Origin of the sequence: Halalkalibaculum sp. DA3122, assembly GCF_043951865.1 — a bacterium.
In the GTDB taxonomy this organism is placed as follows: Bacteria; Bacteroidota; Rhodothermia; order Balneolales; family Balneolaceae; genus JAMQKA01.
In genome coordinates, this window is sequence record NZ_JBINJF010000017.1 from 53,406 (window position 1) to 71,490 (window position 18,085).

The window sequence follows — 18,085 nt, forward strand, 5'->3', positions numbered from 1 at the left end:
TGCGCTTATGTAATCCTGTTTGGCAAGTAGAATATCCGGCAAAAAAATTGGGCTCCGAAAGAGTTATGCATCCCCCATCAGGAATGCTTAAATTTAAGCTTTAGCATTCTCAGGGATCGTAAAATTTTAACCGTACACAAGCTTAATGGACCGCGAAGCATTTCAAGAACGATTCGGACTCATCGGTGAATCTACTGCGCTCAAACAGGTTATCGACAAGACGGTTCAGGTTGCCGATACCGATATTACCATCTTATTACAGGGCGAAAGCGGCGTCGGCAAAGACGTTACAGCCCGCGCGATCCACGCCATCAGCAAGCGTAAAAACAACGACCTCGTAATCGTAAACTGCGGGGCGATACCGGAAGGCATCATCGAAAGCGAGCTGTTCGGCCATGAACGAGGTGCTTTTACCGGAGCCCATGAGGCGCGAGAAGGATACTTCGAAAAAGCGAACGGCGGCACCATTTTTTTGGATGAGATCGGGGACACCCCGAAGAATGTACAGGTTAAACTGCTCCGCGTGCTGGAAAGCGGCGAATATTTTCGGGTGGGTTCAAGCAAACTGAAAAAGACCGATGTTCGTGTTATCGCCGCGACCAATAAGGATCTTTGGGAGCACGTACAAAATGGTGAATTTCGTGAAGATCTCTACTACCGACTCGATACGGTCAAGATCAAGCTGCCGCCGCTGCGCGAACGCCCCGATGATATCATCCCGATTTTCCGCAAATTTGTAACCGAATTTTCCGCTAAATATGACTCCGTGTTCAAGGGGTTTTCTGACGAGGCGAAGGAGCTGTTGACCTCCTATCGGTGGCCGGGTAATGTGCGGGAGCTGCGGAACGTGGCAGAACAGCTGGTAGTGCTGGAAAAGTCTCAGTTTATCGACACCGAAACCCTGAAAAAATACCTGAAAGGTCGCCAGCATGCGGGATCGCCCGACAACCTGCCGGTGCTTTCCGGTGATTCCAAGCAGTCCGGCGGACCGGAGTCTTCTTTTGGAAAAGCCGATCGCGAGCTGGTCTACCGGGCGCTTGTTGAACTGCGAAGCGAAATCAGCGACATGAAAAAGATGCTTGCCACCTTTCTCTATGGTACCTTCTCCGGCCGCCAGCTCAAGGCGTTGCCCCAAAATATCCAGAGCGAGGTGGAACACTCCAATATGTCGGATATCGATTTCGGTGACGAGCCGGAAGAAGCCGGGACCCTGGGCGTGCAGAACTTTGCCGAAGCCGATATTTCGGAAGAGGATGAACCTGAAGAGGAGATTACCACTGAATTTCAGCGGTTTTTTAATGGAGATCGCATCCCCTCGATCGAAAAGACAGAGCAGTTCCTGATTGAACAGGCATTAAAAAAATTTGACGGCAACCGCCGCAAAGCGTCTGAAGCGCTGGGAATCAGCGAGCGCACGCTCTACAGGAAACTGGACCAGTATGGACTTGACTAGCCCCCAATGCACTACAGCTTCTTCAATGATGAATAACGATAAAACAGCTGTCTCTTCTACCGTTCAACTACCCGACGCCTCGGGGCGGCCGAAGTACATTCCGGACCGCATGCGGAAGATCGTTGTTCTCCTTATGCTCTGTATCCTGCCCTTTTCCCTTGCGGGATGCTACAGCTACAGTTTTACCGGTACCTCCATCCCCGAGGGGGTCAACTCCATCTATATACCGTTTTTTGCCGACCAGTCGAACAGCAGCATCGGCAATTTGAGCGATCAGCTTAACCAGGTGCTCATTGAGCGGTTTGTCAATCAAACAAGACTGCAGCTAGCCAATTCCAGAAGCGATGCCGACGCGGTTCTCGAGGGACAGATTATAAACTACACCAACCAGCCTTTTAGTGTTACCGGAGAGGAGGAGACTTCCCAAAACCAGGTGACCGTCACGGTGCGTGCCACCTATCAATATACCAGTGAAGAGCAGCCGGAATGGAATCAGCAGTTTTCGGGGCAGGCTACCTACGATCCCAACGAGAATCCGATTGAAGGCGAAGAAATTGCCGCCGCTGAAGCGATCGAACAAGTGGTCAATAACATGTTTAACGACGCAGTCAGCGACTGGTAACATCAAACGTAGATCCGGATCTCAAAATATGTTGATTGTTATCTGATGCTGTTTGTATTATTGGGATCCCTTGTATTGCCGTTGGGAGGTGAACAACTGTATTTCCCGGCATAAGACATGCTCCACCCGGCCTGTGAGATTATAACTATCGACTCAAACAATCATACCCCATGGCGGATTTTCCTTTCAACATACCACAGTCACTTGCTAACTATGCCGAGCAGTTTGAAGATGATCCGCTGAAAAGTACGAACAGGCTCAAAAAACACCTCGAAAGCCGGGGACCGGATGCCGTCGGGCACTTCCTGCTGGCCTGGTTCTACCACCTCAAGGGACGCAGCGACCTGGCTGTTGAGCAGGCACTGAAGGCGAAGGCGTATGCCCCGGGCAGCCCGTTCCTGGAAAAATTGCACTATTATATGTCTCATCCAGACACCTTTGCCGCCTGGACACCTGAGCATATTTCTGAATATTCATCCCAAAAATACCGGCCACAAAAAGGACCTGAACCGATTTTAGATCTCGACAACTTGATTGCCCGGTTATCAGAGGTTGACTCCGAACCTATCTCCATATCGGAACGTGAAACCAAACTCAGATCTCACCCGGTCAGGTCAAAAGACGAGGATGAGGTTGATGACATCGCCTCTGAAACGCTGGCAAAAATTCATGAAACGCAGGGAAAAACCGAAGCTGCAATCCGTACCTACGAACGCTTAAAACGGCTGAATAGCGACAAAAAAACGTACTACGATGAGCAGATCGAACGCCTGAAAAAGCAGTTGAACGCATCAGACGAAGAGGAGTAACTTCTCTCCTGCTATCCTTTTATAAACGGGTTGTTCGCCTTTTCATGGCCCACTGTTGTTTTAGGTCCATGTCCCGGGTAGATCTCCGTGTCGTCTGGCAGACTGTAGAGTTGCGTTCTGATGGAATGTTCCAGCGTGTTGAAGTCGCCCTTGTAAAGATCCGTGCGACCGATCCCCTCCCGGAAGAGTGTATCGCCCGCTATGAGCTTTCCCTCTACAGGCAGGTACAGCACAACGTGGTCGGGCGCGTGTCCCGGTGTGTACCGCACATCAAAAGTAAATGGACCCAATTTCCAGTTTTCTGATATCGGCAGCCGGCTCGGAACTGTCTCAATCGGTTCCACGTCAAAACCAAACATCTGGGCCTGGGAGGAATAGTTTTCCCACAGGTAGCGGTCTTTGTCGCTCAGGTAAACCGGAACCTCGAACTCCTTCAACACCCGGTTTAAGCCCAGAATGTGATCGACATGAGCGTGTGTTAATACGATTGCCTGCAGCGTCCCGGATTGACTTGCCAGCTCTTTTTTGCACTCGTTGAATTCAGATTCCTCATAAAATCCGGGATCAACAAGGATCGCTGCATTATCCCTTGTCAGCAGGTATGTGTTTTCGGCAAAGGGTCCGACGTTGTATTGGTATAGCTGCATTGTTCAGTTATGTATTGATCGGTGCGGGGTATAAGTGGACGGGGTTATTCTTCCGGTTCGGCCAATAAAAAAAGGATGCAGAAACGAGTCCTGCACCCTTCAGTATCGCTCTGAAATAGAAAACCTAATCTTTGTTGCCGTAGCGCTTGTGGAAGCGGTCGATACGGTCGGCTTTTTTCTGAACTTTCAGGTTGTCGGTATAGAACGGATGGTTTTTGGAATCGACTTCGCTGCGGTAAACGCCATCTTCGGTGTCAAGCGTGCTGCGTGTCTTGAATTCGCTGCCATCACTCATAACAACCGTAATTTCGTGATAGTCGGGGTGAATTCCTTTTTTCATGATTGTAAAACTCTTTTTGCCTTTGATTTTGAGTGGTCAAATATACGAGGAACTGACGGGTTATGCAATGCCGGGAAGGCACTTACCCATGGCAACAGGGAACAGCTCGCACTATTATGCTGATATGTTACCGACAATAAAAGGTGCCAATGTTTCACCAGGAAATGTGTTCCGCATCATGGCGAACAAAATGGCCGGTACGCAGAGAGAAGTTCACAAACGCCTGCTGCCAGGTTAAAAGCGATCCGTTCAACGGTGTTCTTTATCCTTAGCCGTTTTGACCGGGACGCTCCGTACCGGTAACGGCCTTTATCCCGGATAAATCGACTTCTTGGCTGCCAGCAGCGTATTTTTCATCAGCATGGCTACAGTCATGGGCCCCACCCCGCCGGGAACGGGGGTTATCCAGCTGGCTTTTTCCCTGACGCTCTCGAAGTGGCAGTCGCCCACCAACTTGTAGCCTTTTTCACGGGTTTCGTCCGCCACGCGGTTTATCCCCACATCAATCACCACAACGCCCTCCTTAACCATCTCTCCCTTGATCAGGTTGGGCTGGCCGGCCGCAACAATAATGATATCGGCCGCAATCGTATGCTGGGTAAGATCCTTGGTATATTTATGGCAGATGGTAGTAGTGGCTTTTCCCTCGGAATGCTCGCGGGAAAGCATAATCGAAACGGGGGTTCCCACGATATTGCTGGCCCCCACCACCACTGCATGCTTGCTCTTGGTAGGTATGCTGTAATATTTCAACAGCTCAAAAATACCGGCCGGGGTACACGACCGAAACGTGGGTTGTCCCACGGCCAGCCGTCCCACATTCATCGGGTGGAATCCGTCCACATCCTTGCGGTAGTCGATCGACTCGATGACATCGTGCGACGACAGGTGGCTGGGAAGGGGAAGCTGCACCAGAATACCATCCACATCATCATTTTGATTGCACTGGCGGACCGTTTTCTTAAGCTCTTTGGCAGAGACCGTGTCGGGGAGTCGCAGGGTGTCGGTTTCAATACCCACTTCCTTGCAGGCTTTCGTTTTCGCCCCGATGTAAGTGTTGGAGGCCGGATTATTTCCGATAAGAATAGCTTGTAAAAATGGCGGGCGATGGCCCTCGTCAACCCAGTCTTTTACATCCTGGCGGACTTCATCCCGGAGTTCTGATGCAACCTTGCTGCCGTCAATAATTTTTGCTGACATTAAACCTCTGTTAATTGTTTTGATTATGGGTACTAGAGACCTTTACAAAACCGTTGTTTTGGCGAACCTCTGTATTTTCGCGAATTTGAAATCCTCACATATAGCAAATAAGCTCCGGGGTCAAATTCGCTCAAGCGTTGACTTGACCAAAACCCCTGGTTTTTCAAAGCCCTCTACTGATAAAAACTGGATTATATTGCTGATTTAGCTCTATCGCACGTTTGTGCGAAATACGGATTCAACCAGAAATTCAGCTTTTCCCACCATTAGCCTATTCTATAATACCGGCGCACCTTTCGCAGAGGTGAAAATAGTTTTACCGTTCGATATCATATTTTTTCATTTTGGTATACATGTGGCTTCGCTGAATGTCGATCGCTTCGGCTGTCTGGGAGATGTTCCAGTCGTTTTCTTCCAATTTTCGGACCAAAAATAATCGTTCTGCAGCTTCTTTGAAATCCTGAAATGTCTGGTTTTCCCGGATGAGATTCTCCTCCCGGCGGTTCGTGGTGGTATGCCGTGCAGAGGCCATCTGAGCCACGTCATCCTTCGTAATCGCAGAATCATTAACCAGCAATCCCAGCCGCTCCACCGCATTTTGAAGTTCACGAACATTGCCGGACCACGGAAGCGTTGCCAGTTCTTCCAGGGCCTCCCCGGTGAATTCAATTCCGGAAAATACGATATCCTCGTCGGCCAGCTGCCGGAGGTAATGTTGAGCGAGCATCGGGATATCCTTTCTTCTTTTTCTGAGTGGCGGCACATGGATCGGCAGCACATTGATCCGGTGATACAGATCCTCCCGGAAGTTGCCCTCTTCAATTTCTTCGACCAGTTCCTTGTTAGTTGCCGCAATCACCCGCACATCCACTTGAATCTTTTCGGTGCCCCCTACCCGGGTGACCGTATTTTCCTGGAGGGCACGCAGTACTTTGGCCTGCGCATCCATGCTCATATCGCCAATCTCATCCAGGAAAAGCGTGCCGCCGTCGGCCTGTTCAAATTTTCCGATTCGCCGACTCGTTGCCCCCGTAAACGCCCCTTCTTCATGACCAAAAAGCTCGCTTTCGAGGAGTTCACCGGGAATCGCCGCACAGTTAACATCCACAAAAGTCCCCCCGCATCGCCTGCTTTTTTCGTGAATCCAGCGGGCTACCAGCTCTTTACCCGTACCGTTTTCGCCGGTGATGAGAACCCTGGAATTTGTGGGGGCCACCTTGTCAATGGTTTGCTTGATCTGGCATATAGCCTCACTTTCCCCGATAATTGGAGGGACCTGCGGCAGCCTGGAACGCATATTCCTGTTTTCCTGCTGCAGGTTGTGCCGTTCAATAGCGTTTCGCACGCTCACCAGCAGGCGATTCAAGTCGGGTGGCTTCTCAATAAAGTCGAAGGCCCCCAGCTTGGTCGCCTTCACAGCGATTTCGATGTTGCCATGTCCCGAGATCATTATAACGGGAAATTCATGGCCTTCATCCCGGATGCCCTGCAGCACCTCCATGCCATCCATTCCCTGCATCTTTATATCCAGCAGCAACAGGTCGGGCTGCTGTCGTTCGATTCGTTCGAGCGTATCGGGGCCGCTTTCCGCCTCCGAAACGGTATATCCCTCAAACTCCAGGATATCCCTAAGCGAGTTTCGAATGCTCTTCTCGTCGTCGGTTACCAGGATATGTATGCCGGAGTTATCTGCCATCTTCGATTCTAGTAGGACTCATATATTTGCATCAACAGTTGCTGGTGAAGCCAGTCAATATAAGAAGTTTTGTTTGTGTAATTATTGGTATATATGCTGAAAACCAGCTTTTTCCCGGAGCGCGCCCGCATATACCCGCTGATTGCCCGCACCCCGGAGACATACCCCGTCTTCCCGCTTACATTGCGCTCCAGCGGTGTCCCCCGAAACCGATGTTCCAGCGTTCCGTTGAAACCGGCAACAGCCAGGCTCTTTTCATATGCCGGGAATTCAGGATGCTCCTGCATAACAGAAAGAAAATTCGTTAAATCGTCGGGCTTCAACAGCGTGGAGGAGGACATCCCCGACCCGTCGCTCAACTCAACATCCGTGGTATCCATGCCCGCGGTGTGGGCGAACTCCTCCACCAGGCCGATTCCCAGGTCAGTGGAGCCCTGGACGCCGTACTTTTCGGCAGCAGCCGTCTTCAGCATCATCTCTGTATAAAAGTTGCTGCTTTCGGTGTTCACTTCCACCAGCAGTTCCGAAAGCGGCGGCGAATCGTGCCGGGCCAACACCCGAAACCGATCGCTGCTCCAGTTCCTCGGCTGGCTGTCAATGATGATCTGGCCGGTAATGTCGATGCCGCTGTCTTCCAGGTACTTGTTAAAGGTATCCATAAAAAAGAGCGGTGCATTCATGATCGAGAGAGACTCCTCCTCGTAGTAGCCCTTCGGCAGCTTGCTGCCCAGCACAATAGTGTTGGTTCCCAGCATGCGGCGGTAGAACTCATCATATTCGGTATTGGGCGGAGCGATCGTCTGCTCGTTTATAAAGTCAACATAATCGGTGTCGAAGGGGAACCACTGAATTCGGGGCGTCTCCCCCACTTCGTCATCGGCAAACACCTGGAGATCCACGGCGTTGTTGTTGAACGAAAGTGCGCTGATCTCCACCCCGTAGTAGAAGGAAAGATCCTCCCAGCTCCACCCTTTTGGATACGGCTGCTGATCAAAATAGGAGTCATTCCCGATCAGATTTCCTTCCACCCGGCGGATCCCGAGCGAGTCCAGCTGGTTGGCGATCTCTTCGAATACGTGGAAGCGGTGTTCGTGGTAAAAACGGCCCGAAATGGACGGATCACCCGAACCGCGAACGATGAGATCCCCTTTCCAGACTTCTCCCCGCTGCTCTCCCATTCCATAAATATACGTCTGATACCGAAAATCGGATCCCAGCTGGTCGAGGATGGCTGCCGAAGTCAGCAACTTGAGGTTGGAAGCCGGGCGCACGAGTTTGTCGTGGTTATGCCCCACCAGCAGCCGGCCGGTACTGTCCTTGACCGTAACCGACCAAAAAGCATCGCCCGCACTGCTCTGCTCAACAATGGATACAAGATCCGGCGTCCGGGGCTGGGCAAAGAGCGGGCCGATGGCAACCAGAAGTGCCAAGACGGCCAATCCCGCCGTTTGTTTGAACATTCTTTTTATATCCATGTCAATTTTAGTGATAACCATGTCCCCCGTTATTCAGCCCCCGAAATGCGCTTTTTCTTCCTCCTCGAACACCCCGATAATCTCATCAGCCGTAGTGCAGCTGGTCAGCCGGTTCCTGAAATCGGTATTATTCATTAAACGTGAAATCTTGCTCAACATTTTGATATGCAGGCTGTTGCTCGATTGGGGTCCCACGAGCATAAAAACCAGTTTTACCGGCTGCCCGTCTACCGCTTCATAATCGATCTGGTCTTTGAGAATCGCAAATGCGGCGTAATTATCGTCAATTCCCTCCGCCTTGCCGTGCGGAATGGCGAGCCCTTTGCCCACGCCGGTAGACATAATTTTTTCGCGTTCCAGGACCGCCTCCCGTATCGCCTCAAGCTCCTCCGCTCCCACCTGCGACTGCAGCGAGTCGACCAGCTTGTTCAAAACTTCGATTTTATCTTCGGCTTCCAGGTTGGGAATTACATTTTCGGTATGCAGCAAGCTGACGATATTCATGCAGATCTGTTGTTACAACATTAGGTTTTCTGTTCGGGGTAAAATATACTCATCGTTTATCTTTTGATACAATTATTAAACCTTTAGCAGCAAGCTTTTTGAATCTAGGTAAAATTCTTATCCTCCAGCATGGATAAACTAAAAGGTATATGGGCCGTTTTCGGGAAAGATCTCAAAACCGAATTCCGCTCTCGATATGTCATAAATACTGTTTTTGCCTTTGTGGGGGCGGCAATGCTCCTTATTCTGTTCTCCCTGCGTGCCGAACAGCTGCCCCCGACCCCCAAAAGCGGCATCGTGTGGATTGTGATCCTGTTCGCCGCACTCTCCAGCCTCTCCCGTTCATTTGTGATGGAAACCGAGCGCCTGACCTATGACCTGCTGCGGCTCCACGGGCAGGCCTCGGAGGTGTTCCTGGGCAAATTATCCTTCAACTTTTTCTTCACTCTTTTTGTGAACATCGTGACGTTCGCGCTCTATATTTTTCTGCTGGGCATACCTGTTTCAAATTATGGTGCGTTATTATTGACTCTTATTTTGGGCACAGCCGGTCTCTCGGGCGTCGCTACAATGCTGGCAGCCATTGTTTCGCAGGCAGATCGCAAAGGGGCAATTTTTTCGGTACTCAGCATTCCACTTTTTTTTCCCTTACTTTTGGTGCTTATACGAGCTACCAAGGCCGCTCTTTTTGAGGGCGCAGGCGGCTCTTTTGCCGACGATCTGGCAGCCCTTGTCGGCTATGCCGGTGTTACTATTTCAGCGGGAATTCTACTTTTTGACTATATCTGGGAAGAATGAACAGCAGTTATAAAGATCTCAAATTTTCGTTTGGCGACCGGCGACTGGTGGGCCAACAGTTTGCGCGCGAGCACCTGGAACGAATCGTGCATTCCGGGAGAATCAGCCACGCCTATCTTTTTTCCGGACCCTCCGGCATCGGTAAAACCGCCTTCGCCCTCGCATTTGCGGAAATCCTAAACGGTATCGACAACCTGACCGACTTGGGGGAACAGGCCTTCTCCAAAAAATCATCCTGGTTCCCGCACCCGGACGTTCACCTGTTTCTCCCGCTTCCCACAAGCGCAGTAAGCGGTAATAACGTCTCCGCCGAGCTCCGCCCGCGGCTGCAACTGCTCAGTGAAGACCCCTATGAAATTGTAAACTTCCGGGTGCGCCCTTCTCTGACCGATGATGAGAGCTCAAAAAACTTGCGCGCTTTTTATCCCATTGATTATTTCCGGGATCATATCAGGCCAAAGGCGTTTTTGAAACCCAACGAGGGACAAAAAACCGTTATCATCCTGACCAATATTGAGGAGATGCGCGCGGAAGCAGCCAACGCATTCCTGAAGCTGCTGGAAGAGCCCTCCGAAGAGCTTGTTTTCGTGCTGACGACGGAAAATATGGAACACCTGCTCCCGACTATCATCTCCCGGTGTCAGCACATCCGCATGTCGCCGTTGAAGACAAATGAAATTGAACAGGCGTTGGTCGAGTATGATCGTGTGCCCGAGGAGCAGGCCGGCTACCTGGCCCGTATTTCCGGCGGCAACTACGCCATGACCCGCTTTTTTGACGCGGATGCGCTCAAGTCAACCCGCAAAGCCATTATCGAATTCCTGCGAAATTCATACATGCAGGAAGCGGTTGAAATTATTGATACGGCTCAACGTTGGCAGAGTGAGAACAATATTGAGGGCCAAATTGCCATTTTGAATATACTGGAGGTCTTTATCCGCGACATCATGGTTTACCGCGATACGCGAGAACGCTCGCTGCTCACTCACTATGATCAGCTCGACGTTATTGAGAAATTTTGCTCGCAACTGAGCGAGGCCAGGCTTGAAGAGATGATTGAACATGTCAACCTCTGCAAGCCGATGATTTATCAAAACGTGCAGCCCAAGTTGATCTATACCACGCTGTCACTCCGCCTTTCAAATCTTATGAGAGGTCGGGATCCGGCCATTTCGGAGCAGGACTCCTGGAAACACCTACCCGCATTCGCAGGAAATTAACACTATGACATATATGGATATCGATAAAATTGAATTTACCAAAATGCAGGGAGCCGGTAATGACTTTGTGGTCATTGACAACCGGAAATACCAGTTCAGGATGAAAGATCTCATCCAGTGGGCTCCCCGCCTGTGCAACCGCAAGTTCGGCATAGGAGCTGACGGCTTGCTGGTTTTGAGCAATCCCCAGATCGACGGGCTGGATTATACCATGATCTACCGAAATGCCGATGGCAGCGATGCCGGGATGTGCGGCAACGGCGCCCGCTGCCTGGCCCTTTTTGCAAGGAAGTCGGGTTTCGACACCGAGCAACGGTTCAACGTGCATGACAACATCTACCGCGCAAAGGTTCGCTCCAACGATGAGGTGGAAATCTCATTCCCGGTAAAAACTCAAATCACTGAAATCACCCTGGATGACCAGCCTCTTTTTGAGGTGTATACGGGAACCGAGCACGTGGTCAGGCAGGAGCTGGATAAAAATACACTGCGCCGGGAGGATGAACTCCGCAGGATCGGGCGCCGTTTCAGGATGCACGAACATTTTCAACCCATTGGGACGAACGTAAACTTCATGCATGGCAGCGGAGAGAAGGAACTGAACATCCAGACATATGAACGCGGCGTCGAAGATCTGACCCTGGCTTGTGGTACCGGGGCGATCGCCTCTGCACTGGTATGGCATCATATCCAAAACAGTCACCGGGAGACCAAAACCGAATATACCGTCAATGTCAAAGGGGGCAAACTATCTGTCGAATTTTCATTCGATCCCTCTACCCGAACATATTCGAATATAAAGCTAAAGGGCAAAGTAGAATTTGTTTTTACCGGAGAATATTATCTTTAAGCGTACCGGTGTTCTGTTGCTTGCGTTGCTTCTGGCTCAGTGCGTGCCACTGTCAAACAATCGGGAAGAACCGAGCAACAGTACAAAACACCTGAAAAACACTTTTACAGTCGCTCCCCAGTCTGCTCCCCCGCGGCAAATACAAAGCCTGCAGCTGTATCGCCTGGATCAGCCCTCCTCTCCCCCTGTTATCGAGCTTGGCAGCCGTCAGCAGCTGGTGCTGAAATTCGATCACCTGGGTTCGGACGCCAGGCAGTTTAAAATTGAAGTGCGTCACTATTCCGCCGACTGGCAGGAAAGTCCCCTTGCACTCAATTACTACCTGGATGGGTTTTATGAGGACTATTTCGGGGCGGGAAGCAAAAGTTATGTTCAGCGCCCCGCCTACCGGCATTACGAGTACGTCCTGCCAAACGATCGCCTATCCATGACGGTCAGCGGCAATTATTTGCTCACGGTACGCGAGCCCGATTCAGGAAACCTGCTTTTCAGCCTTCCTTTTTTTGTTTCCGAACAGGAAGGAGAACTTCAGACCAGTATCAAAACCGAATATGCCCGCCGCGAGGACCTGCGAGAACAGGATCGTCCATTCAGTGAGTACCGGTATCCCCCCTTCGTGGAGATGCCGCAGTTCGACCTGTCATTCCAATACGTGCAAAATCAGTTCTGGGGACGGGCACGACCGGTCAAACATTTTGATACCTCGACGCCCGGGTCCGTACACTTTCACCTGTCACAGCAGGAAGCGTTTCTGGGTGATTATGAGTTTAACACCCTGGATATCCGTTCTTTCACTCCCGATGGCACTCACATTCTCTCCTATGAACCGGAGTTTACGCCTCCAAATATAATTCTCCGGCGGGATGTACAACAGTTCACGCCCGCACCCGCTTTTTGGGGTGGACCCCGTTTGGGACGTCCCGATGACGATCGCAGCGCAGAATACGCCAATGTTCATTTCCGGCTGGAAACGGCGGCTGAGGCCGATGCCCTTCAGCAGATCTACCTGGTCGGTGATTTTAACGGTTGGACGATCAACCCGCTAAACCGAATGAAGTTCAACCCCGGATCGGGACTTTGGGAAGGCAGCGCATTTATCAAGCAGGGGGAATACGCCTACAAATATGTTACTCTTGAAGAAAACCGTATAAACGACCTGGAGCTGGACAGGAGCTTTACCTACCGCAGGCAGGAATATATCACACTGGTGTACTACCGGGATCCGGTGCGCCACTACGACCGCCTGTTGAACGTCGCCAGCACGGAATATTAACCCGGCTTCCCCGATGTTCGACCCTACAGCCAGCGTCGCACTTGTGACTTATACCGGGAATACTCCGCCCCGAATCTCTCTTCCATGACGACCTCTTCCGGGATGAGCTGATAGCGATTCATATATGCCACAAAAAACGGGGGCACGAAAAAAGTCAGGCTATTGCCCAGAAAAAATCCATAACCAATTAACAGCAACAACAGGGCCAAATACATCGGGTTTCGGGATATCCGGTAGACTCCACCGGTAACCAGTATATTGGCATTTTCCGGGCTATGGGGATTTACGGTAGTAGCATTCCTGTAGAACTGTACCAGGGCCGCCGTGCCCAGCAGTCCGCCGCATCCCAACAGAAAAACCACGACCCACCGCATACCTGAAAATATTACGATATCGGGATGGGCAAAATAATTTATGCCCCACATCACAGCCAAGAAGAAAAAGGTTACCAGAGCCGGGGGTATTTTCAGTTCCATATAACACCCGCCAAATAGTTAATCGATCTAATTGCTAATGAGGTATGGCCTTTCACCCTCTTACAGGTCTTTCTATAAATGGAGATTACAGAAAACAAGGCTCTACTCCCTCAAATAACGATTATACGAATCAACCAGTAACTACCTCAATTACTTTCGAGTCCTGCACTTACCAGGTCTTCGAATCCTCCGATGTTATACACATTTTCAAACCCGTTTTCGACCATCAACTGGGCTGCTTTTCCACTGCGGTTTCCTGAACGGCAGTAGAGATAGTACGTTTCATTTTTGTCGAGTGTGTTGAGTTGGGCTTCAAAATCGCCGTTGAGCAGATCGTAATGCCGGTCGGCTTCGGCCAGATGCCCCGCATCGTATTCTTTCTGGGTGCGCACATCTATGACAATGCCGGGTTGTTGATCTTTTTTCTGCAGAAATTCTGTTGGGCTTATGTCCATAACTTGATTGGATTCTTGTGTTGATTCGGTGTTTGAGAACAGGGTTATCGCCATAACTACTGCAATACCGATTAATGCTATGATCAGGATGGGCTTATTCATGATATCTCACTTTTTATATTAACTTGTTGATGATTGAAAACTGGACGCTACAGCTAATTATGTTCTTTTAGAGGGCTTTGCAAAACCCTCAATTCCTCGTTCTGAGGGAGTTGTACTCCCGTTAAAAGGTCACCAAGGTCGGTAGTACAACTCCCTCCCAACAAAATAGCAGGTTCTGCAAAGGTTCCTTTAAAATATAAAGTGTTGATAATAACGTCAGCATCTCTACAAATAAAATCGCAGCCGATAAACTGCATATCCGCAATGGCGCCCGCCAGAAGTGCACCAATAGCGTATCCCAGGTCACGCCAGATCCTGAACGCACCACCGCTTTCAAGCGTTTTGACCAGCGCCGACAGCGAAAACTGTTTCCAAATGGCTTTAAGTCCTAATTCTCGCATAAACATGTTGAGTTATCCGCCGGTGCTAACTGTTGGTCTGCAGGGGTGAATATTCATAGTCGGGATGCTGGTTCTTTTCGGAGTAGAATGTGGTTACCGCATCATGCACATCGAAAAAGAAATTTTTGATGCCCATTTCCTGGATGATATCGCATGTTTTAAGCTTATCACGCACCGGCCCGATAGCACCGGCGATATACAATTCAATGCCTTTGTCTTGCAGATCTTCAATAAAATCACGGAGTACATGAATACCGGTAGAGTCGATATCGTGGATCGACGAGGCGTCCAGGATAACCAGTTCCAAATCATCCCCCCGCGCGGCAATAAGCTCATCCAGTTGATCCTGAAAATGGGTCACGTTTGCAAAAAAGAGTGCCGAATCAAATCGATAGATAAGCACTTTCCGATCCGTTTTCGCTTTGGGGTATCGCTGTATGTTGCGGAAATTTCTGGTCTCGCCAAGTCGACCCAATTCAGTACTGTGCGGTTTTGAAGAGCTGTAGATCACGACGATCAGCGAAAGAACCACACCCACCAAAATGCCCTCTTCAATGCCAAGGGCTAGCGTGGCGACAAACGTCGTAGCCAACATCGCCAGGTCTTTTCGATCGGTTTTCCACAGGTATTTCATCTCTGCAGCATCAAACAGGCCGGCCACTGCCACAATAATGATCGAAGCCAGTACTGCCATCGGCAGATAATAAAACAGCGGGGTCAACAACAGCACGGTGAGTCCGATGATAGCCGCACTGATTATGGAGGCCATTCCCGTTTGTGCTCCCGCCTGGTCGTTTACCGCCGTCCGTGAAAACCCGCCGGTTGTGGGATAGGACTGGAAAAAGGCGCCCCCGATATTGGCTACTCCCAAGCCGACCAGCTCCTGGTTGGGATCCACTTTGTAGCCGTGTTTATTGGCAATAGCTTTGGCCACGGCGATAGATTCCATATACCCGACCAGCGAAATGACCAAAATCGTGGGAAGCAGTTGCTGAAAGTCACCCAGGTTAAATGAGAATATCTCAAGTGATGGCAGCCCCCGGGGGATTTCACCCACAATGGCGACCCCTTGCTGGTCCAGCCCGAAACCGGCGGTAACCAGCGTTCCCAGCACAACAACAACCAGCGCCGAGGGAAAAGTGGGTTTCCACTTTCGGATCATGATAATAAGGACAATAGCACCGATGCCGATGGCAGACGTATAGGGATCGATAATTGCGGCTTTTTCAAAAACGCCCATCAAAATCTCATGCACATAATTGGTCCGCGGCAGATCGATGCCAAGCAGGTTTTTAAACTGGCTGGCACCGATTATTAGGGCGGCGGCGGAAGTAAACCCGCTGAGTACCGGGTGTGAAAGGAAGTTGACCAAAAAGCCCATCCGAAACAGGCCCATCAGCAGCTGGAATACCCCCACCCCCATGGCGGTCATGATGGCCAGCTGGATAAACCGGTCGCTGCCCACTTCGGCAATTTCGCCCACGCCCGCCACCACCAGCAGCGATACCATCGCCACGGGGCCGACGGCAAGTTGACGCGAAGTTCCAAAAATGGCATACAAAATGAGTGGCACGATGGATGCGTATAACCCGTATATCGGGGGTAGTCCGGCCAGCACGGCATATGCCATACCCTGTGGAATCAGCATGATGCCTACGGTGATCCCGGCGTTCAGGTCTCCCTTAAAGTGACCGGAGGAATAGTTCTTTATCCAGTCGATCATCGGTATAAAACGAGATAGCTTGGATGAATTTTTCATAATTCTGTAGTTAATTTGGCAAACGCGCGAGTACAGCTGCCGGCTAATTTCTCCCGCGTAAACATATAATAGTCAACAAAACCACCGGGCGGGTCAGCACCCGACGGCTGAGGTGACACTTACACTGTTTTTACTTTTTGCTTGTAGGTGTCAAAGTTATCGTCAATCAATACCACATCGTGACCGTGTTTAGCCAGGAATGCCGAAGCCACGGACGAACGACCGCCCGACTGGCAATGCACGAGCAGCGTCTTGTCGCTGGGAATTTCGGACCTGGTTTCCATCAACCGGGTGTGGGCAAAGTTCAACGCTCCCTCCACATGACGTTCCTCAAATTCTGAAGCCTTTCGTACGTCCAGCACCTTGAACTGCGGGTCGTCTTTCTTTTCTTCGACCGTCTCAAAAGTTCCCACTTCCAGCTTGTTGAGTTCGCCGCCCTGGTTGGCGTACATCTGCAGGTCAGCCGGAGTTACGTACCCTTCTAAATTGTCGAGGCCGATGCGGATCAGGTCAATTACCGCTTCCCGCACGTTATGCTCTTCAACTACCAGGTAGATGGTCTCCTCTTCGGTAATATAGGAGCCCGCGGCCGTATTGAACTGCTTGTTAAGCGTGGAAAGCAGGGAACCCGGCAAGTGCCCGTCTGCAAACGCCTCCTTAGATCTCGTATCAAGCAAAGTACTGCTGCCCTCTGCCACGATATGTTTTAGTTGACCAAGTGTAAGTCGATCCGGCTGGGGAATTCCATCAAGCAATTTGGGTCCCATTTTGTTATCGCGCTTCATGCGGGCAAAATACATCGGGGGCTCGGGCTGCCCTTCGAGGATAAACTCCACGAAGTTGTCCTCAGATGTGGCCGACTTCAGCGAATTGTTGTACCGCAATTCATAGCCGACCGTACTTTCCGGGATAGCCCCCAGCGCTTTCCCGCAGGCACTTCCCGCGCCGTGCCCCGGCCAAATCTGCAGGTATTCCGGAACCTCCTTAAATGACTCCACAGACTTGAATAACGTCCGTGCCGAGGGCTCCATCACGTCTTTTTGTCCGGCTGCCGACTCCAGCAGGTCGGGACGCCCCACATCCCCGACAAACACAAAGTCGCCGGTGGCGATACCCATCGGTTCATCCGCTGCGGCCCCGTCGGTGATAAAATAGCTGAGGTGCTCAGGCGTGTGTCCCGGCGTATGCCATGCCCTGAAGGTGATATTCCCGATATTGAATGTATCGCCGTTGTTAAGCAGCTCATAGTCATAATTACTGCCTGTAAGCCACTCATACTTCCAGTCTTTGTCGCCCTCGTCGGATGCGTAAACCTTGACGCCGCGCTCGGCGAACTCCCGCAGGCCGGAAATATAGTCCGCGTGGATATGGGTATCGGCTGCCGCTACAATGGTCAGGTTTTCCTTTGCCGCTGCATTGATATACTGGTCAATGTCTCGCATCGGATCTATCACCACGGCTGTGCCGTTGGCCTGGCAACCGATGAGGTAGGCATACTGTGCTAACTTGTCGTCGAAGAATTGTTTGAAGTACATAATTTTGCTCTTTTAGGTTATTGGATACTCTTGTTAATGGGGAAGTTTGGGGCGCAGCACGCCATACACATACGTTCCAAGCACTGCGGCCACTATAGGCACAATCATAATTGTAAGACCACTGCCGAGCAGGGCAAACATCGGTCCCGGGCAGGCTCCAAGCAGGGCCCAGCCCAGCCCAAAGATGCTGCCACCCACCAAATAGCGCGTTACCTGCGAGGAATCTTTGGGGGGGATCGAAATAGGATTACCGTTCGCATCCTTCATGTTGTATCGTTTGATAAGCTGTACGGAGATGATGCCGACTACTACAGCAAGGCCGATGATTCCGTACATGTGTATGGAATCGAACCGGAACATTTCCTGGATCCGAAACCACGATACGACTTCGGATTTAACCAACGCAAAGCCAAAGCCGATTCCGATTGCTAGATACTTCAGATATTCTGTGAATTTCATGATGCTGGTAG

At 50.7% G+C, this 18,085-nt stretch carries 20 protein-coding genes; 8 read left to right on the top strand and 12 right to left on the bottom strand.

Annotated elements, in window-relative coordinates; translation table 11 throughout:
- Positions 1-145 precede the first annotated feature (145 nt).
- From ACG2F4_RS12125 to ACG2F4_RS12135, 3 genes are all read left to right on the top strand, one after another.
- A complete protein-coding gene (locus tag ACG2F4_RS12125; RefSeq protein ID WP_395261062.1) occupies positions 146-1,453 on the top strand; it encodes a sigma-54 interaction domain-containing protein in 1,308 nt (435 codons plus the stop codon).
- Between the two features lie 25 nt (positions 1,454-1,478).
- Complete coding sequence (lptE, locus tag ACG2F4_RS12130) at positions 1,479-2,075, top strand: LPS assembly lipoprotein LptE (protein WP_395261064.1); 597 nt, start codon at positions 1,479-1,481, stop codon at positions 2,073-2,075.
- Between the two features lie 170 nt (positions 2,076-2,245).
- Positions 2,246-2,884 (top strand): hypothetical protein, encoded by a 639-nt coding sequence (locus ACG2F4_RS12135; protein ID WP_395261065.1) that lies wholly within the window; start codon positions 2,246-2,248, stop codon positions 2,882-2,884.
- 11 nt (positions 2,885-2,895) lie between these two features.
- Here ACG2F4_RS12135 and ACG2F4_RS12140 read toward each other — a convergent pair whose 3' ends face one another.
- Together ACG2F4_RS12140 and rpmE are read right to left on the bottom strand one after the other, a co-directional pair.
- Positions 2,896-3,531 carry an MBL fold metallo-hydrolase gene (locus ACG2F4_RS12140; protein WP_395261067.1) on the bottom strand — a complete coding sequence of 212 codons (636 nt, stop codon included), beginning with the start codon at positions 3,529-3,531 and terminating at the stop codon, positions 2,896-2,898.
- A gap of 124 nt (positions 3,532-3,655) precedes the next feature.
- A complete protein-coding gene (rpmE, locus tag ACG2F4_RS12145; protein WP_395261068.1) occupies positions 3,656-3,871 on the bottom strand; it encodes a 50S ribosomal protein L31 in 216 nt (71 codons plus the stop codon).
- Here rpmE and ACG2F4_RS12150 point away from each other — a divergent pair.
- On the top strand, positions 3,870-4,109 hold the full coding sequence (locus ACG2F4_RS12150; protein WP_395261070.1) for a hypothetical protein: 240 nt from the start codon (positions 3,870-3,872) through the stop codon (positions 4,107-4,109). The genes rpmE and ACG2F4_RS12150 overlap by 2 nt on opposite strands.
- A 71-nt stretch (positions 4,110-4,180) precedes the next feature.
- Here ACG2F4_RS12150 and folD read toward each other — a convergent pair whose 3' ends face one another.
- From folD to ACG2F4_RS12170, 4 genes are all read right to left on the bottom strand, one after another.
- Positions 4,181-5,071, bottom strand: a complete 891-nt coding sequence (gene folD, locus ACG2F4_RS12155; RefSeq protein WP_395261072.1) for a bifunctional methylenetetrahydrofolate dehydrogenase/methenyltetrahydrofolate cyclohydrolase FolD — start codon at positions 5,069-5,071, stop codon at positions 4,181-4,183.
- Between the two features lie 316 nt (positions 5,072-5,387).
- A complete protein-coding gene (locus tag ACG2F4_RS12160) occupies positions 5,388-6,767 on the bottom strand; it encodes a sigma-54-dependent transcriptional regulator (RefSeq protein WP_395261074.1) in 1,380 nt (459 codons plus the stop codon).
- Between the two features lie 8 nt (positions 6,768-6,775).
- Complete coding sequence (gene dacB, locus ACG2F4_RS12165; RefSeq protein WP_395261076.1) at positions 6,776-8,263, bottom strand: D-alanyl-D-alanine carboxypeptidase/D-alanyl-D-alanine-endopeptidase; 1,488 nt, start codon at positions 8,261-8,263, stop codon at positions 6,776-6,778.
- A 12-nt stretch (positions 8,264-8,275) separates the two neighbouring features.
- A complete protein-coding gene (locus ACG2F4_RS12170) occupies positions 8,276-8,746 on the bottom strand; it encodes a PTS sugar transporter subunit IIA (RefSeq protein WP_395261078.1) in 471 nt (156 codons plus the stop codon).
- A gap of 129 nt (positions 8,747-8,875) precedes the next feature.
- On the opposite strand from ACG2F4_RS12170, the gene ACG2F4_RS12175 reads away from it, so the two are divergent.
- From ACG2F4_RS12175 to ACG2F4_RS12190, 4 genes are read left to right on the top strand one after another with little or no spacing between them, the layout of a single operon-like run.
- On the top strand, positions 8,876-9,544 hold the full coding sequence (locus ACG2F4_RS12175; protein ID WP_395261080.1) for a heme exporter protein CcmB: 669 nt from the start codon (positions 8,876-8,878) through the stop codon (positions 9,542-9,544).
- Complete coding sequence (locus ACG2F4_RS12180) at positions 9,541-10,764, top strand: ATP-binding protein (RefSeq protein ID WP_395261082.1); 1,224 nt, start codon at positions 9,541-9,543, stop codon at positions 10,762-10,764. The genes ACG2F4_RS12175 and ACG2F4_RS12180 overlap by 4 nt, the downstream gene beginning before the upstream one ends.
- Positions 10,765-10,777: 13 nt before the next feature.
- The gene (gene dapF / locus ACG2F4_RS12185; RefSeq protein WP_395261083.1) at positions 10,778-11,614 is read left to right on the top strand and encodes a diaminopimelate epimerase; all 837 of its coding nucleotides are present in this window, start codon (positions 10,778-10,780) and stop codon (positions 11,612-11,614) included.
- 43 nt (positions 11,615-11,657) lie between these two features.
- Positions 11,658-12,887, top strand: coding sequence for a type IX secretion system plug protein domain-containing protein (locus tag ACG2F4_RS12190; protein ID WP_395261085.1), 1,230 nt, complete (start codon positions 11,658-11,660; stop codon positions 12,885-12,887).
- Positions 12,888-12,910: 23 nt separating this feature from the next.
- On the opposite strand, the gene ACG2F4_RS12195 is transcribed toward ACG2F4_RS12190, so the two are convergent.
- From ACG2F4_RS12195 to ACG2F4_RS12220, 6 genes are all read right to left on the bottom strand, one after another.
- Positions 12,911-13,363, bottom strand: a complete 453-nt coding sequence (locus tag ACG2F4_RS12195) for a methyltransferase family protein (protein ID WP_395261086.1) — start codon at positions 13,361-13,363, stop codon at positions 12,911-12,913.
- Between the two features lie 146 nt (positions 13,364-13,509).
- On the bottom strand, positions 13,510-13,920 hold the full coding sequence (locus ACG2F4_RS12200; RefSeq protein ID WP_395261087.1) for a rhodanese-like domain-containing protein: 411 nt from the start codon (positions 13,918-13,920) through the stop codon (positions 13,510-13,512).
- A 53-nt stretch (positions 13,921-13,973) separates the two neighbouring features.
- Positions 13,974-14,321: a hypothetical protein gene (locus ACG2F4_RS12205; protein ID WP_395261088.1), complete on the bottom strand. Its 348-nt coding sequence runs from the start codon at positions 14,319-14,321 to the stop codon at positions 13,974-13,976.
- 25 nt (positions 14,322-14,346) lie between these two features.
- On the bottom strand, positions 14,347-16,080 hold the full coding sequence (locus tag ACG2F4_RS12210; protein WP_395261090.1) for a SulP family inorganic anion transporter: 1,734 nt from the start codon (positions 16,078-16,080) through the stop codon (positions 14,347-14,349).
- A gap of 119 nt (positions 16,081-16,199) precedes the next feature.
- Complete coding sequence (locus ACG2F4_RS12215) at positions 16,200-17,615, bottom strand: rhodanese-like domain-containing protein (protein ID WP_395261092.1); 1,416 nt, start codon at positions 17,613-17,615, stop codon at positions 16,200-16,202.
- Between the two features lie 33 nt (positions 17,616-17,648).
- Positions 17,649-18,074 (bottom strand): DUF6691 family protein, encoded by a 426-nt coding sequence (locus ACG2F4_RS12220; protein ID WP_395261094.1) that lies wholly within the window; start codon positions 18,072-18,074, stop codon positions 17,649-17,651.
- Positions 18,075-18,085: the final 11 nt, after the last annotated feature.

Bases quoted from the DNA above. Each gene is read 5' to 3' on its own strand.
- ACG2F4_RS12125 (WP_395261062.1), top strand. From the start codon at position 146: ATGGACCGCGAAGCATTTCAAGAACGATTCGGACTCATCGGTGAATCT.
- lptE (WP_395261064.1), top strand. From the start codon at position 1,479: ATGATGAATAACGATAAAACAGCTGTCTCTTCTACCGTTCAACTACCC.
- ACG2F4_RS12135 (WP_395261065.1), top strand. From the start codon at position 2,246: ATGGCGGATTTTCCTTTCAACATACCACAGTCACTTGCTAACTATGCC.
- ACG2F4_RS12140 (WP_395261067.1), bottom strand. From the start codon at position 3,531: ATGCAGCTATACCAATACAACGTCGGACCCTTTGCCGAAAACACATAC.
- ACG2F4_RS12150 (WP_395261070.1), top strand. From the start codon at position 3,870: ATGATTGTAAAACTCTTTTTGCCTTTGATTTTGAGTGGTCAAATATAC.
- rpmE (WP_395261068.1), bottom strand. From the start codon at position 3,871: ATGAAAAAAGGAATTCACCCCGACTATCACGAAATTACGGTTGTTATG.
- folD (WP_395261072.1), bottom strand. From the start codon at position 5,071: ATGTCAGCAAAAATTATTGACGGCAGCAAGGTTGCATCAGAACTCCGG.
- ACG2F4_RS12160 (WP_395261074.1), bottom strand. From the start codon at position 6,767: ATGGCAGATAACTCCGGCATACATATCCTGGTAACCGACGACGAGAAG.
- dacB (WP_395261076.1), bottom strand. From the start codon at position 8,263: ATGGTTATCACTAAAATTGACATGGATATAAAAAGAATGTTCAAACAA.
- ACG2F4_RS12170 (WP_395261078.1), bottom strand. From the start codon at position 8,746: ATGAATATCGTCAGCTTGCTGCATACCGAAAATGTAATTCCCAACCTG.
- ACG2F4_RS12175 (WP_395261080.1), top strand. From the start codon at position 8,876: ATGGATAAACTAAAAGGTATATGGGCCGTTTTCGGGAAAGATCTCAAA.
- ACG2F4_RS12180 (WP_395261082.1), top strand. From the start codon at position 9,541: ATGAACAGCAGTTATAAAGATCTCAAATTTTCGTTTGGCGACCGGCGA.
- dapF (WP_395261083.1), top strand. From the start codon at position 10,778: ATGGATATCGATAAAATTGAATTTACCAAAATGCAGGGAGCCGGTAAT.
- ACG2F4_RS12195 (WP_395261086.1), bottom strand. From the start codon at position 13,363: ATGGAACTGAAAATACCCCCGGCTCTGGTAACCTTTTTCTTCTTGGCT.
- ACG2F4_RS12200 (WP_395261087.1), bottom strand. From the start codon at position 13,920: ATGAATAAGCCCATCCTGATCATAGCATTAATCGGTATTGCAGTAGTT.
- ACG2F4_RS12205 (WP_395261088.1), bottom strand. From the start codon at position 14,321: ATGCGAGAATTAGGACTTAAAGCCATTTGGAAACAGTTTTCGCTGTCG.
- ACG2F4_RS12210 (WP_395261090.1), bottom strand. From the start codon at position 16,080: ATGAAAAATTCATCCAAGCTATCTCGTTTTATACCGATGATCGACTGG.
- ACG2F4_RS12215 (WP_395261092.1), bottom strand. From the start codon at position 17,615: ATGTACTTCAAACAATTCTTCGACGACAAGTTAGCACAGTATGCCTAC.
- ACG2F4_RS12220 (WP_395261094.1), bottom strand. From the start codon at position 18,074: ATGAAATTCACAGAATATCTGAAGTATCTAGCAATCGGAATCGGCTTT.